Raw genomic sequence first — 12,503 nt, forward strand, 5'->3', positions numbered from 1 at the left:
ATGACACTCATCACCACGCCCCCAGAACAGCAGGATGCTGCGGCATCCGCCCCCGCAGAACCGCCGCGCTCGTTCGGCTGGGCACAGCTGACGCAGGCACTGCCTGGTGCGCTGCGCAAGCTCAACCCCGCCTCTCTCGTGCGCAACCCCGTGATGCTGCTCGTCTGGGTCGGCGCCGCGTTCACCACCGTGCTCGCGATCGCCGAGCCGTTCCTCGGCGGCCCCGCCGACTCGGGCGGAACTCCGGTGCCCGCGCCCTTCACCTGGGGCATCGCGATCTGGCTGTGGCTGACCGTGCTGTTCGCGAACGTCGCCGAATCGGTGGCCGAGGGTCGCGGCAAGGCCCAGGCCGCGAGCCTGCGCAAGACCCGCACCAGCACCATGGCCCGACGCGTCGTGCGGTATGACGCGACAGCGGATGCGACGGCCGAGCGCACCGAGACTGCGGACGTCTCGTCGGCCGAGCTGCAGCGCGACGACGTCGTGATCGTCACGGCCGGCGACCTGATCCCGGGCGACGGCGACATCATCGCGGGCATCGCCACCGTCGACGAGTCCGCCATCACCGGAGAGAGCGCCCCCGTCATCCGCGAATCCGGTGGCGACCGCAGCGCCGTCACCGGCGGCACCCGCGTGCTGTCGGATCGCATCGTCGTGCGCATCACCTCGAAGCCCGGCGAGACGTTCGTCGACCGCATGATCGCCCTCGTCGAGGGCGCCAGCCGTCAGCGCACGCCGAACGAGATCGCGCTGAACATCCTGCTCGCGAGCCTGTCGATCGTGTTCGTCGTCGTGGTGCTCGCGCTCAACCCGATCGCCTCGTACGCGGCGTCGCCCGTCAGCATCCCGGTGCTGATCGCCCTGCTCGTCTGCCTGATCCCGACGACGATCGGCGCCCTGCTCTCGGCCATCGGCATCGCCGGCATGGACCGTCTCGTGCAGCGCAACGTGCTCGCGATGTCGGGCCGCGCGGTCGAGGCCGCGGGAGACGTGACGACCCTGCTGCTCGACAAGACCGGCACCATCACCTACGGCAACCGCCGCGCCCACGAGGTGCTGCGACTCGGAGGCGTCGAGACCGACGAGCTGCTCCGCATCGCGGCCCTGTCGTCGCTCGCAGATCCGACCCCCGAGGGGGCATCGATCGTCGAGCTGGCGAAGAGCCGCGGCATCCACGTCGAAGAGCCGGCGGATGCCGTCGTCGTGCCGTTCACCGCGCAGACCCGCATGTCGGGTCTCGATCTCGCCGACGGCACCCAAATTCGCAAGGGTGCTGGATCGGCCATCACCACCTGGCTCGGACTCGACACGGATGCCGAGCTGACCGGCCTCGTCGACGGCGTGGCCTCGAGCGGCGGAACTCCGCTTGTGGTCGCCGTGAAGCACGGTCCCACTGCCGCCACGGCCACCGCCACCGCAGCCCCTTCTGCCGCTTCATCGAACCGGATGGCTGAAGGAATCGCGGATGGCGGGTCGGATGCCGTCACCCCGTCCGCCGACCGGGGAACCGTCAGCCACCCAGCGACAGCGACAGCGACGGGCGCCGGCGAGGTCCTCGGCGTCGTGCACCTCAAGGACATCGTGAAGGACGGCCTGCGCGAGCGGTTCGAGGAACTGCGCAGCATGGGCATCCGCACGGTCATGATCACGGGCGACAACCCGCTGACCGCCGCCGCGATCGCCAAGGAGGCGGGCGTCGACGACTTTCTCGCCGAGGCCACACCCGAGCAGAAGCTCGAGCTGATCAAACGCGAGCAGCAGGGCGGCCGGCTCGTCGCCATGACCGGCGACGGCACGAACGATGCCCCCGCTCTCGCCCAGGCCGACGTCGGCGTCGCGATGAACACCGGCACGTCGGCCGCGAAGGAGGCCGGCAACATGGTCGACCTCGACTCGGACCCGACCAAGCTCATCGACATCGTGCGCATCGGCAAGCAGCTGCTCATCACCCGAGGGGCGCTCACGACGTTCTCGCTCGCGAACGACATCGCCAAGTACTTCGCCATCATCCCGGCGATGTTCATGGGCGTCTTCCCCGGACTCGCGGCGCTGAACATCATGCAGCTGCATTCGCCGGCATCCGCGGTCACCAGCGCCATCATCTTCAACGCGATCGTGATCGTCTTCCTCATTCCGCTGGCGCTGCGGGGCGTGAAGTACCGACCGGCGAGCGCGTCGCAGATCCTGCAGCGCAACCTGCTCGTCTACGGCCTCGGCGGGGTGATCGCGCCGTTCCTCGGCATCAAGCTGATCGACCTCGTCATCACCCTCATCCCCGGTTTCTGACCGTGTCCACGCCCTTCGTCTCGCCCGTCCGTCCCCCTTATTTCGGGGGCCGACACGCCAGATACCGGCCGTTACGCCCCCTCCGGTCCGAGAAGTGGCGTGTCGGCCCCCGAAGTGACAGACCGCCACACACACACACACACACACACACACACACACACACACACTGAAAGGTCATCATGTCCTCCTCCCGCACCACGGCACGCACCGTCGGGGTCGCCGTCCGCACGATGCTCGTGCTCACCCTCGTGCTCGGCGTCGGCTACACGCTCGTCGTCACCGGCATCGGCCAGCTACTGCTGCCGTTCCAGGCCAACGGCTCGCCACTGGCCGACGGAAAGGGCAGTTCGCTGATCGGACAGTCCTTCACGGATGCCGACGGCGAGGCCCTGCCGCAGTACTTCCAGTCGCGCCCCTCCGCCGCCGGCGACGGCTATGACGGCGCCGGATCGAGCGGCAGCAACCTCGGCCCCGAGAACCCCGACCTCGTCGCATCGATCGGCGAGCGCAGGGCGGCCATCGCCGCGCGCGACGGCGTGGCGGAGGCCGATGTGCCCGCCGATGCCGTGACCGCATCCGGCTCGGGCCTCGACCCGCACATCAGCGTCGCCTACGCCCTGCTGCAGGTGCCGCGGGTCGCAGCCGAACGCGGCCTCGACGAGCAGAGGGTGCGCGACCTCGTGGAGTCTAGGATTCAAGGGCGGGATCTGGGATTCCTCGGCGAAGAGCACATCAACGTCGCCGAACTCAATCTCGCGCTCGACGAGCAGGAGGGCTGATGACGGCAGAGCGGATGCCGCGACGCGGCCGACTCCGCGTGCTGCTCGGCGCCGCCCCCGGTGTCGGCAAGACCTTCGAGATGCTCGTCGAGGGCCGACGGCTGATCGACGAGGGGCGCGACGTGGTGATCGCGATCGTCGAGACGCACGACCGTGCCGCGACGGCCGCGCAGACGATCGGCATCCCCGAGGTCCCTCGACGCACCGATCTGCACCGTGGGGTGCCGCTCAGCGAGATGGATCTGGAGGCGGTGCTCGCGCGTCGCCCCGAGATCGCCCTCGTCGACGAGCTCGCACACACCAACACCCCAGGATCCGCGCATCCGAAGCGGTGGCAGGACGTCGACGCGCTGCTCGACGCCGGCATCGACGTCGTCACGACCGTGAACGTGCAGCACATCGAATCGCTGAACGCGGTGGTCGAGAAGATCACCGGCATCGCGCAGCAGGAGACGATCCCGGATGCCGTGGTGCGGGCGGCCGACGAGATCGAGGTCGTCGACCTCGCGCCCCAGTCGCTGCGCGACCGCCTCTCGGCCGGTCTCGTCTATCCCGCCGAACGTATCGACGCCGCCCTGTCGAACTACTTCCGGCTCGGGAACCTCACCGCGCTCCGTGAGCTCGCCCTGCTGTGGCTCGCCGACGAGGTCGACAGCGCCCTGCGCAGCTACCGCGCCGATCACGGGATCGAGGGCACGTGGCAGGCGCGCGAGCGGGTGGTCGTCGCCCTCACCGGAGGCACCGAAGGCGAGACGCTGCTGCGCCGCGGCGCCCGCATCGCCGCGCGGTCGGCCGGTGGAGAGCTGCTCGCCGTGCACGTCGCCACCCAGGACGGACTCCGCGACCAGACGCCGGGAGCCCTCTCCGCCCAGCGCGCCCTGGTCGAGTCGCTCGGCGGCAGCTTCCACCAGATCGTCGGCGACGACATCCCCGGCACGCTCGTCTCGTTCGCACAGGGAGCGGATGCCACGCAGCTCGTCATCGGCGTCAGCCGCCGCGGACGTGTCGCGGCCGCCCTCACCGGTCCGGGCATCGGCTCAGAGGTCATCCGCCGCTCGGGCGACATCGACGTGCACATCGTCACGCACGCCGCCGCGGGCGGTCGCGTCGCCCTGCCCCGCATCACCGGCGGTGCGCTCGGCTGGCGGCGTCAGGTGCTCGGGCTGGCGGTGGCCCTCGTCTTCGGTCCCCTGTTGTCGTGGCTGATGTTCACGTTCCGCAGCCCGGAATCGATCACCTCCGAGGTGCTCGCCTACCAGCTGCTCGTCGTCGTGGTCGCGCTGATCGGCGGCATCCGCCCCGCGGTCTTCGCAGCCGTGCTCTCGGGCATCACCCTCGATCTGCTGTTCGTCGCGCCGCTGTTCACCATCACGATCGCGCATCCGCTGCACGTGCTCGCCCTCATCCTGTACGTCGTGATCGCGATCCTCGTCAGCATCATCGTCGACCAGGCGGCGCGGCGAGCCCGCACCGCCCAGCGCGCCGTCGCCGAGGCGGAGCTGCTCGCTGCGGTCGCCGGCAACGTGCTCCGAGGAGACAACGCCGTGCTCGCCCTGGTCAGTCGCACCCGCGAGGCGTTCGGTCTCAGCGGCGTCCGCCTGCTCGCTCCCGACGGCGAGGTGCTCGCGAGCGACGGCGAACCCGTTCCCGACGGTCGCGCGACGACCGTTCCCGTCGGCTCGGGCGGCTCGGCCCCCGCGCTGCTCGAACTGCACGGGGAGCCGCTCGACACCCCCGCACGGCGACTGCTCGACGCGATCGTCGCGCAGCTCGCCGCCGCGATCGAGCACACGGATCTTCGCGCCACCGCCCGAGAGGTCGCCGCCCTCGCCGAGACCGACCAGGTACGAAGCGCCCTGCTCTCGGCGGTCAGCCACGATCTGCGCCGCCCGCTCGCCTCGGCTGTCGCGGCGATCGGCGGGCTGCGCGGGGCGCACGGCCTGTCGGCATCCGATCGCGACGAGCTGCTCGCGACGGCCGACGAGAGTCTCGCCACCCTGTCGTCGCTCGTCACCGATCTGCTCGACGTCAGCCGCGTGCAGGCCGGGGTGCTCGCGGTGTCGAGCATGCCGCTCGACGTGGCCGGCCCCGTGCTCGCCGCGGTCGACGAGCTCGGCCTCGGCCCCGCAGATGTCGAGCTCGTGCTCGACGGCGAGCTGCCGCCGGTGTCGGCCGACCCGGTGCTGCTGCAGCGCGTGCTCGTGAACGTGATCGCGAACGCGCACCGTCACGCTCCCGCCGACAGCCGCGTGATCGTGTCGACGAGCTCGCTCGCCGAGCGCGTGGAGATCCGCATCATCGACCGGGGTCGAGGCGTGCCCGCCGAACAGCGCGACCGCATCTTCCAACCGTTCCAGCGGCTGGGCGACACCGACAACACCACCGGTCTCGGGCTCGGCCTCGCCCTGTCGCGCGGATTCGCCGAGGGCATGGGCGGTACTCTGACACCCGAGGACACCCCCGGCGGTGGACTCACCATGGTCGTCTCACTGCCGCGGGCAGAAGACCCCGATCCCCTGCAGGAGGAGACGGAGTGAAGCTCCTCATCGCCGACGACGATCCGCAGATGGTGCGCGCCCTGCGCATCACCCTCGCCGCGCACGGGTACGAGGTGGTCGTCGCGTCCGACGGCGCCGCGGCCGTCGCGGTCGCCGCGCAGACACACCCCGACCTCATCATGCTCGACCTGGGGATGCCGCGACTCGACGGCATCGAGGTGATCCAGGCGCTGCGCGGATGGACGAACGTGCCCATCATCGTGGTGTCGGGCCGCACCGGATCCGCAGACAAGGTCGATGCCCTGGATGCCGGCGCCGACGACTTCGTCACCAAGCCCTTCCAGGTCGACGAGCTGCTGGCGCGTCTGCGCGCCCTGTCACGACGGGCTGTTCCGGTGGGCGGCGAGTCGACCGTCGGGTTCGGCGACGTCGTCGTCGACCTCGTGACGAAGACCGTGACGCGGGCCGGCGCCCGGGTGCACCTCACGCCGACCGAGTGGCGGATGCTCGAGCACCTCGCCCGGCATCCCGGCGCCCTCGTCACCCGACAGGACCTGCTGAAGGAGATCTGGGGCAGCGAGCAGGTCTCGGACTCCGGCTACCTGCGCCTGTACATGTCGCAGCTGCGCAAGAAGCTCGAGGCGTCGCCGAGCAACCCGGTGCATCTGCTCACCGAGTCGGGCATGGGGTACCGGCTGGTGCTCTGACCTCGATCTCGGCCGGGGAGCGTTCCCGTCTCAGCATGGATCCTTCATGCGGCAGGAATCAGCGGGTTGCGGCCGTGCTCCTCTGGGGTCTGTGCTGAATCGTGAACGGGTCGTGGTCGGAACCGCGGAGTGACTAGACCGCGACGTCGGCGCGAGGACGCCGCAGGACTCCCCAGGCACCGGCGGCGACGAGCGCGACGGCGACGATGATCGCCGCGATTCCGGTGATCATGCTCTCGGGCTCTCCGGTGAAGCGGCCGACGGCGAGCCAGCCGAGACCCCACGCCGTCGCAAGGGCAGGGGCGATGCGCTTGGTGACGATCGCTGCGGTGACGCCGATCACGAGCACGACCACGAGCACGGCGACGGCCCAGATGTCCGCCTGATCGGCCCAGGCCGCAGGAGCGATCTGCGTGAACCACGCGCTGGCGTTGGCGACGGTCGCGATCGTCACCCATCCGAAGTGCAGGCCGTTGGCTCCGTCGACGACGATGCGCTCGGGCCAGGTGCGGGCGCGGCTGCGTCCGAGGATCACGATCACCCTGGCGAGCGTCGCGAGCAGCAGGGCGATCACGAGCACGGTGAGGGGCAGCGACAGGAACTGGGCCGTCACGAGCCAGAGCCCGTTCAGGATCATCGACGCGGCGATCCATCCGCCGACCGCACGCTGACGCTCATCCGCCCGCTGCGCGGGAAGCGCCTGCCACACCGTGTACGCGATGAGACCGACGTAGATCAGCGACCAGATCGAGAAGGCGGGACCGGCCGGGGCGAGGTACGACCCCTGCGCCGAGAGAGCTCCATCCTGCAGCTCACTGACCGAGGTGCCGCCGAACGCACCGGATCCGACGGCCGCGGCTATCAGCATGAAGGTGGCCGAGGCGATGATGACCGACTGGCGCGCGATGTCCTGCATCCGGGATTCCATAATCGAAACCTACGCGCGTGCGGGCCGATGCGCACGAGCCTTGACACTGCTCGCCTGAAACGCTAGCCAAGCTAGCAAAAACGCATCCCCACCCCTGCAGTCACCCGCCACGCGTCGGGCCGAGAACACCCCGTAGGGCGGAGCTTTGCGCAGCATCCGTCCGCCCAACGCCGAGAGTTCCGCCCACCGGGGCGCTCAGGTCGGGGCACCCAGGTCAAGGCACCCAGGTCAGGCCGCTCGGGTCAGGCCGCGACGGCGACGTCGATCAGCACCTCGGCGGCGTTGCGCGCCTGCACGGCGACCTGCGGATCGGCGGCGATCGCCGCGGTGCTCTGCGCGCCCTCGGCGAGGATCGACAGCTGGGCGGCGAGAGCGGCCGGAGCTCCGGCATCCACCACGAGCCCGGCCATGTACGCCTGGAACGAGGCCTTGTGGTCGCGCACGATCTGGGCGACCTCGGGATTCGTGCCGCCGAGCTCACCGAACGCGTTGATGAACGCACAGCCCCGGAAGTCGTCGGTGCAGAACCAGTCCTCGAGATAGCCGTAGACGGCGAGCAGGCGATCGCGGGGGTCGGCGCCGGCATCCGCCACCGCCCCGGTCAGCCCCGACTCCCACTCCGCACGCTTGCGCGCGAGAACCGCCGCGACGATGTCGGTCTTCGACGGGAAGAGCGCGTAGAGGCGGCGCAGCGACACACCGGCCGCCGTGCGCAGCTCGTCCATGCCCACGGCCGCGTATCCCTTGCGGTAGTAGAGCTCATCCGCCGCCGCAAGGATCTGTTCACGTACTGTTCCGTCGGTCATGATCCCAGTGTACTTGACATGAGAACGAGCGTTCTCTAGTGTGGGACACATCAACCGAGAACGATCGTTCTCGTCGGAACCGGAAGGATCAGGATCATGGGCTACATCACCGTCGGAAACGAAAACAGCACCCCGATCGAGCTCTACTACGAAGACCAGGGTTCGGGCCAGCCCGTCGTCCTGATCCACGGCTACCCGCTCGACGGACACAGCTGGGAGCGCCAGACCCGCGAGCTCCTCGCCCAGGGCTACCGCGTCATCACCTACGACCGCCGTGGCTTCGGCCAGTCGTCGAAGGTGAACGAGGGCTACGACTACGACACCTTCGCGGCCGACCTCCACACCGTGCTCGAGACCCTCGACCTGAGCGATGTCGTGCTCGTCGGCTTCTCGATGGGCACCGGCGAACTCGCCCGGTACGTCGCGAAGTACGGCCACGAGCGCGTCGCCAAGCTCGCCTTCCTCGCCTCGCTCGAGCCCTTCCTCGTGCAGCGCGACGACAACCCCGAGGGTGTGCCGCAGGATGTCTTCGACGGCATCGCGGCCGCGGCCAAGGGCGACCGGTTCGCCTGGTTCACGCAGTTCTACAACGACTTCTACAACCTCGACGAGAACCTCGGGTCGCGCATCAGCCAGGAGGCCGTCACCGGCAGCTGGAACGTCGCGATCACGAGCGCCCCCGTCGCCGCCTACGCCGTCGTCCCGAGTTGGATCGAGGACTTCCGCGATGACGTCGAGGCCGTCGCCGCCGCCGGCAAGCCCACCCTGATCCTGCACGGCACGAAGGACAACATCCTGCCGATCGACGCCACCGCCCGTCGCTTCCACCAGGCCGTGCCCGCGGCGACCTACGTCGAGGTCGAAGGCGCCCCGCACGGTCTGCTCTGGACGCACGCCGACGAGGTCAACGCCGCGCTGAAGGACTTCCTCAACAAGTAGTCCTCCGTTCGCCGAGCGAGGAGACGCGGCACTGCGACCCTCCGCCCGTTGAGCGAGGAGCGCAGCGACGAGACGAAACGCGGTGCGGATGCCGGAGTTCACCACTCTGCAATCCGCGGACGCGTTTCGTCTCGCTCCGCTCGCTCAACGGGCGGGACCAACAGACGCGCCGCGTTTCGTCTCGCTCCGCTCGCTCAACAGGCGGGGCGCGTTTCGTCTCACTGACGACACACCACGCCTCGCCCGTTGAGCGAGGAGCGCAGCGACGAGACGAAACGCGGCGCCGACCGAGATCGGGAGGATCAGCCCTTGACGGACCCCTGGGTGAGGCCGCCCATGATGTACTTCTGCAGCGAGAAGAACAGCGCGAGCACGGGAACGGCGGCGACGACGACACCGGCGGCGAACAGCCCCCAGCGAGAGGTCAGCTGGTTGGATACCCACTGGTACATGCCGACGGCGAGGGTCCAGTTGTCCTCGGAGGTGAGGATGATCTTCGACAGGATGAAGTCGCCGAAGGCCGCGAGGAACGCCAGCAACGCGACGACCGCGAGGATCGGCACGACCAGCGGCATGATGAGCCGCCAGAAGATCTGCGCGTGGCTCGCGCCGTCGATCTTCGCCGACTCGTCGATCTCGACGGGGATCGTGTTGAAGAAGCGGCTTCGACGACTCGGGCCTCGCCGCCACTCACGAGCCGCCGATCACCACCATGCGTCAGCCCTGGGATCAGATCAGCGCGCAGATGGTCGCCGTACTGCTCGAGGTCATCGCCGGAGCTCCCGCTCGCTCCGTCATCCTCGACACCGAGCTCGTGGTGCGCGCGAGCGCGTAGATCTCCCCACGCGCCGCTCGCCTTCTGCTCAGCCCAGCAGCGGGAACCAGTGCCGGTCGCGCAGGACGGACCCACCGCCGACCGCGACCCAGGATCCCTCGATGACGGGATCACCCTCCGACATCCACACTCCGAAGTGGGCGCGCGGCGTCGGCCAGGAATAGTCGCTCCGGGGCGAGTCGACGACGTTCCGCACCGCGCCCGCGAACGTCAGCGACTCCCGGGATCCGGTCACCTGCGCGGCGAGCTCGACGATCGCGCTCTCTCCGGTCGGGTCGCCCACGCCCACGATCCGATGCGGCAGATCGATACGACCGTCTTCGCGTCTCGGCACGCAGAAGACCCGGTCATCCTGTCGCAGGAGCAGCCGGACGATGCTCATCGGGCGAGGAGGGGTGCGGCGGCGAATCACCTCGGCCCTGCCGTGGCGGGGCAGCCACGCGGCATCCGATGTCACGTGGATGACGGTCTCGTCGTCTGTGGTCACCCCGCGAGCGTAACCGCAGGATGCGGAGCGCGCGGCGAGCGCGCACGGTGAGCGAGAAGCAGCGCGTCAGGCGGTCGGGAAGCGCGGGTCGAGAGCGTAGTCCTTCTGCCGCAGGTCGAGCGCCGCGGCGACCTGGGCGGGAGCATCGTCGCCGACGAGCACGCGCAGGCGTGGGTCGTCTGCTGCGGCGACTCGGACGAGGATCACCCCCGCGGCATCCTCGGGTGCCGTGCCGCCGCTCGACTCGCCCGCAGGCCAGGGAACTTCCGTGGTGCCGAACATCTCGATCCGCTGCGCGTCGTAGGCATCCAGAGGCGAACTGAACCGCATGCTCGCATCGGCCCACTCCGTATCCAGCGCCCCCGGCTCGATCAGGGAGACGCGGATGCCGAATCTCTCGACCTCCGCCGCCATCGCCTCACTGAACGCCTCGAGGCCCCATTTGGTGGAGTTGTAGAGGCCGAGCATCGGCATCGTCCCGACGGCTCCGACCGTCGAGATCTGCACGATGTGTCCGCCACCCTGGCGGCGCATGATCGGGATGACGGCCTGGCTCAGCCACAGGGGGCCGAGCAGATTCGTGTCGACGATCGCCCGGGCGTCCTCTTCCGACGCCTCTTCGAGCGCTCCGATCATGCCGTACCCGGCATTGTTGACGAGCACGTCGATTCCGCCGAGCAGGTCAGCAGCACGTCGAACGGTCTCGTGCGCCGCATCGCGATCGCGGACGTCGAGGGTCAGCACGGTCAGCCGGTCGTGGTCAGGCAGCGCGTGGTCACCCCTGACCGTCGCCACGACGGCGTGACCCGCGTCAAGGGCGGCAGTGGTGAGCGCTCGCCCGAGGCCCCGGCTGCCGCCGGTGATGAACCATCTCTGCGGTGAAGTCATGGGAAGATCGTAGCGCGAACTGGACGCTCCGTCTCGTTTGCTCGAGTATCGTTGTGAACATGGCCCGTGAACGAACCCGCACCAAGGTGCACGCGGCTGCGCTCTCTCTGGCCGGCGAGCGTCCGGTGGCGGCGATCACGATGGAGGGGATCGCCGCACGAGCAGGAGTCAGCAAACAGACCCTCTACCGGTCATGGTCCTCGACGGGCGAGATCCTCTTCGACGCGCTCCTGGCTCGCAGCCTCGACGAGAACGGCAGGGTCACCGTGCCGAACTCCGGCGATCTCACACTCGACCTCGCGGCACTGGCGACCGGCATGATCGACGAACTGTCCGACCCCACGCAGGAGCGGCTGCTCAGAGCCGTCACCGCTGAGCTGCAGTCGGACGACGCCCTTGCCGCGCAGTTTCGAGACGCGCTGCTCGAGCCGCAGCTGAGCGGGATCTCCGAGCGCCTGCGCCAGGCGAGAGTGCCGGCCCCGGAAGACGTGGCAGAGCTGTTCGTCGGACCGATCTTCCACCGCTGGTTGCTGCGCAGCCGACCGTTCGATGCGGAATGGGTCGCCGCTCACGTCGAGCGCGTCCTGCGAAGCGCCGGCGCGCAGGGACAGTCGCCGAAGATCGGTCGACTCACTCGTAGGTCGTGAGGGCGAGGTCGATCAGAGACAGGCTGTCTCGGGGAACGACCGTCGTGCAGACGACGTTCTCCTCGACGCGGAACCCGACCGCGTAGACCAACGGATCGGTGTCGATCTGCACGCCCGGCCGACGCTCGCCGTCTACCGTGACGACGGCATCCCACACCGCCGATGGCTTCGCCTCCCACCCGCCGTCGCCGTCACTCGGCCCGTCGGGGAGCCCGAGCTCCTCGCGGAAGCCATTGCGCAGCACGTGGCTGGTGTGGTCGACGAGCTGCTGCGCGAGCGAATGCCGTTCGGGATCCGGCGATGCCTGCCAGCTGGTGCGCACCGCCTCCCACAGCATCGGGTACTTGAGAAGCTGAGCCTGCTCGATCAGCCAGGCAGGGCGACCCCACGGTGGCTCCTCCTCGAGCGAGCGTCGAGTCGCGGCATCCAGCTCGATCTCGTTGCGGGGGTCGGAGTGATCCTCCGGATGCCGCCACAGCGTGTAGCTGAAAGACACCGACGACTCCGTCACGCCTGTCGGCCCGCTGCTCTGCATGAACCCCGCGCCCGATATGCGCGTGAGCGACGGCTGCGGCCGCAGCTGGAACACGGGGAAGGCGAGATCTCGAACGCGAGCTTCGGACTCGCCCCTCGGGTCGGGGGCGTCCATCGGCACTACTCCGGCGTACTCCATCCGCCCAGTCTGACCGCTGCCGTGATCGAC

At 69.3% G+C, this 12,503-nt stretch carries 11 protein-coding genes and 2 pseudogenes; 7 read left to right on the plus strand and 6 right to left on the minus strand.

Annotation, left to right across the window (positions count from 1 at the left end; genetic code table 11):
• The 4 genes from kdpB to ASD43_RS03545 all read left to right on the plus strand — a co-directional run bounded on the left by kdpB (position 1) and on the right by ASD43_RS03545 (position 6,270).
• Positions 1-2,286, plus strand: coding sequence for a potassium-transporting ATPase subunit KdpB (gene kdpB / locus ASD43_RS03530; protein WP_056413667.1), 2,286 nt, complete (start codon positions 1-3; stop codon positions 2,284-2,286).
• A gap of 179 nt (positions 2,287-2,465) precedes the next feature.
• A complete protein-coding gene (gene kdpC / locus ASD43_RS03535; RefSeq protein ID WP_056413671.1) occupies positions 2,466-3,065 on the plus strand; it encodes a potassium-transporting ATPase subunit KdpC in 600 nt (199 codons plus the stop codon).
• A 14-nt stretch (positions 3,066-3,079) separates the two neighbouring features.
• Positions 3,080-5,602: an ATP-binding protein gene (locus tag ASD43_RS03540; protein WP_056419007.1), complete on the plus strand. Its 2,523-nt coding sequence runs from the start codon at positions 3,080-3,082 to the stop codon at positions 5,600-5,602.
• Entirely contained in the window at positions 5,599-6,270 is a 672-nt protein-coding gene (locus ASD43_RS03545; protein ID WP_056413674.1) for a response regulator, read from the plus strand. The genes ASD43_RS03540 and ASD43_RS03545 overlap by 4 nt, the downstream gene beginning before the upstream one ends.
• 133 nt (positions 6,271-6,403) lie before the next feature.
• On the opposite strand, the gene ASD43_RS03550 is transcribed toward ASD43_RS03545, so the two are convergent.
• Both ASD43_RS03550 and ASD43_RS03555 read right to left on the minus strand, forming a co-directional pair.
• The gene (locus ASD43_RS03550; RefSeq protein ID WP_082539225.1) at positions 6,404-7,198 is read right to left on the minus strand and encodes a tryptophan-rich sensory protein; all 795 of its coding nucleotides are present in this window, start codon (positions 7,196-7,198) and stop codon (positions 6,404-6,406) included.
• Positions 7,199-7,440: 242 nt separating this feature from the next.
• Positions 7,441-8,004 carry a TetR/AcrR family transcriptional regulator gene (locus ASD43_RS03555; protein ID WP_056413680.1) on the minus strand — a complete coding sequence of 188 codons (564 nt, stop codon included), beginning with the start codon at positions 8,002-8,004 and terminating at the stop codon, positions 7,441-7,443.
• 96 nt (positions 8,005-8,100) lie between these two features.
• On the opposite strand from ASD43_RS03555, the gene ASD43_RS03560 reads away from it, so the two are divergent.
• A complete protein-coding gene (locus ASD43_RS03560) occupies positions 8,101-8,943 on the plus strand; it encodes an alpha/beta fold hydrolase (protein ID WP_056413683.1) in 843 nt (280 codons plus the stop codon).
• Between the two features lie 302 nt (positions 8,944-9,245).
• Here ASD43_RS03560 and ASD43_RS03565 read toward each other — a convergent pair.
• A pseudogene (locus tag ASD43_RS03565) lies at positions 9,246-9,602 on the minus strand (ABC transporter permease subunit); the annotation flags it as partial.
• A gap of 14 nt (positions 9,603-9,616) precedes the next feature.
• On the opposite strand from ASD43_RS03565, the pseudogene ASD43_RS16905 reads away from it, so the two are divergent.
• Positions 9,617-9,778, plus strand: a pseudogene (locus ASD43_RS16905) (substrate-binding domain-containing protein); the annotation flags it as partial.
• Between the two features lie 28 nt (positions 9,779-9,806).
• Here the strand turns inward: ASD43_RS16905 and ASD43_RS03570 are convergent.
• A complete protein-coding gene (locus ASD43_RS03570; RefSeq protein ID WP_056413686.1) occupies positions 9,807-10,265 on the minus strand; it encodes a hypothetical protein in 459 nt (152 codons plus the stop codon).
• A gap of 66 nt (positions 10,266-10,331) precedes the next feature.
• Entirely contained in the window at positions 10,332-11,153 is an 822-nt protein-coding gene (locus ASD43_RS03575) for an SDR family NAD(P)-dependent oxidoreductase (protein WP_056413690.1), read from the minus strand.
• Between the two features lie 59 nt (positions 11,154-11,212).
• On the opposite strand from ASD43_RS03575, the gene ASD43_RS03580 reads away from it, so the two are divergent.
• A complete protein-coding gene (locus ASD43_RS03580) occupies positions 11,213-11,800 on the plus strand; it encodes a TetR/AcrR family transcriptional regulator (protein ID WP_056419008.1) in 588 nt (195 codons plus the stop codon).
• Here ASD43_RS03580 and ASD43_RS03585 read toward each other — a convergent pair.
• The gene (locus ASD43_RS03585; protein ID WP_056413692.1) at positions 11,784-12,473 is read right to left on the minus strand and encodes a hypothetical protein; all 690 of its coding nucleotides are present in this window, start codon (positions 12,471-12,473) and stop codon (positions 11,784-11,786) included. The genes ASD43_RS03580 and ASD43_RS03585 overlap by 17 nt on opposite strands.
• Positions 12,474-12,503 lie beyond the last annotated feature (30 nt).

The organism is Microbacterium sp. Root553, assembly GCF_001426995.1.
Taxonomy (GTDB): Bacteria; Actinomycetota; Actinomycetes; order Actinomycetales; family Microbacteriaceae; genus Microbacterium.

Bases quoted from the DNA above. Each gene is read 5' to 3' on its own strand.
- kdpC (WP_056413671.1), top strand. From the start codon at position 2,466: ATGTCCTCCTCCCGCACCACGGCACGCACCGTCGGGGTCGCCGTCCGC.
- ASD43_RS03555 (WP_056413680.1), bottom strand. From the start codon at position 8,004: ATGACCGACGGAACAGTACGTGAACAGATCCTTGCGGCGGCGGATGAG.
- ASD43_RS03540 (WP_056419007.1), top strand. From the start codon at position 3,080: ATGCCGCGACGCGGCCGACTCCGCGTGCTGCTCGGCGCCGCCCCCGGT.
- kdpB (WP_056413667.1), top strand. From the start codon at position 1: ATGACACTCATCACCACGCCCCCAGAACAGCAGGATGCTGCGGCATCC.
- ASD43_RS03550 (WP_082539225.1), bottom strand. From the start codon at position 7,198: ATGGAATCCCGGATGCAGGACATCGCGCGCCAGTCGGTCATCATCGCC.
- ASD43_RS03575 (WP_056413690.1), bottom strand. From the start codon at position 11,153: ATGACTTCACCGCAGAGATGGTTCATCACCGGCGGCAGCCGGGGCCTC.
- ASD43_RS03580 (WP_056419008.1), top strand. From the start codon at position 11,213: ATGGCCCGTGAACGAACCCGCACCAAGGTGCACGCGGCTGCGCTCTCT.
- ASD43_RS03585 (WP_056413692.1), bottom strand. From the start codon at position 12,473: ATGGAGTACGCCGGAGTAGTGCCGATGGACGCCCCCGACCCGAGGGGC.
- ASD43_RS03560 (WP_056413683.1), top strand. From the start codon at position 8,101: ATGGGCTACATCACCGTCGGAAACGAAAACAGCACCCCGATCGAGCTC.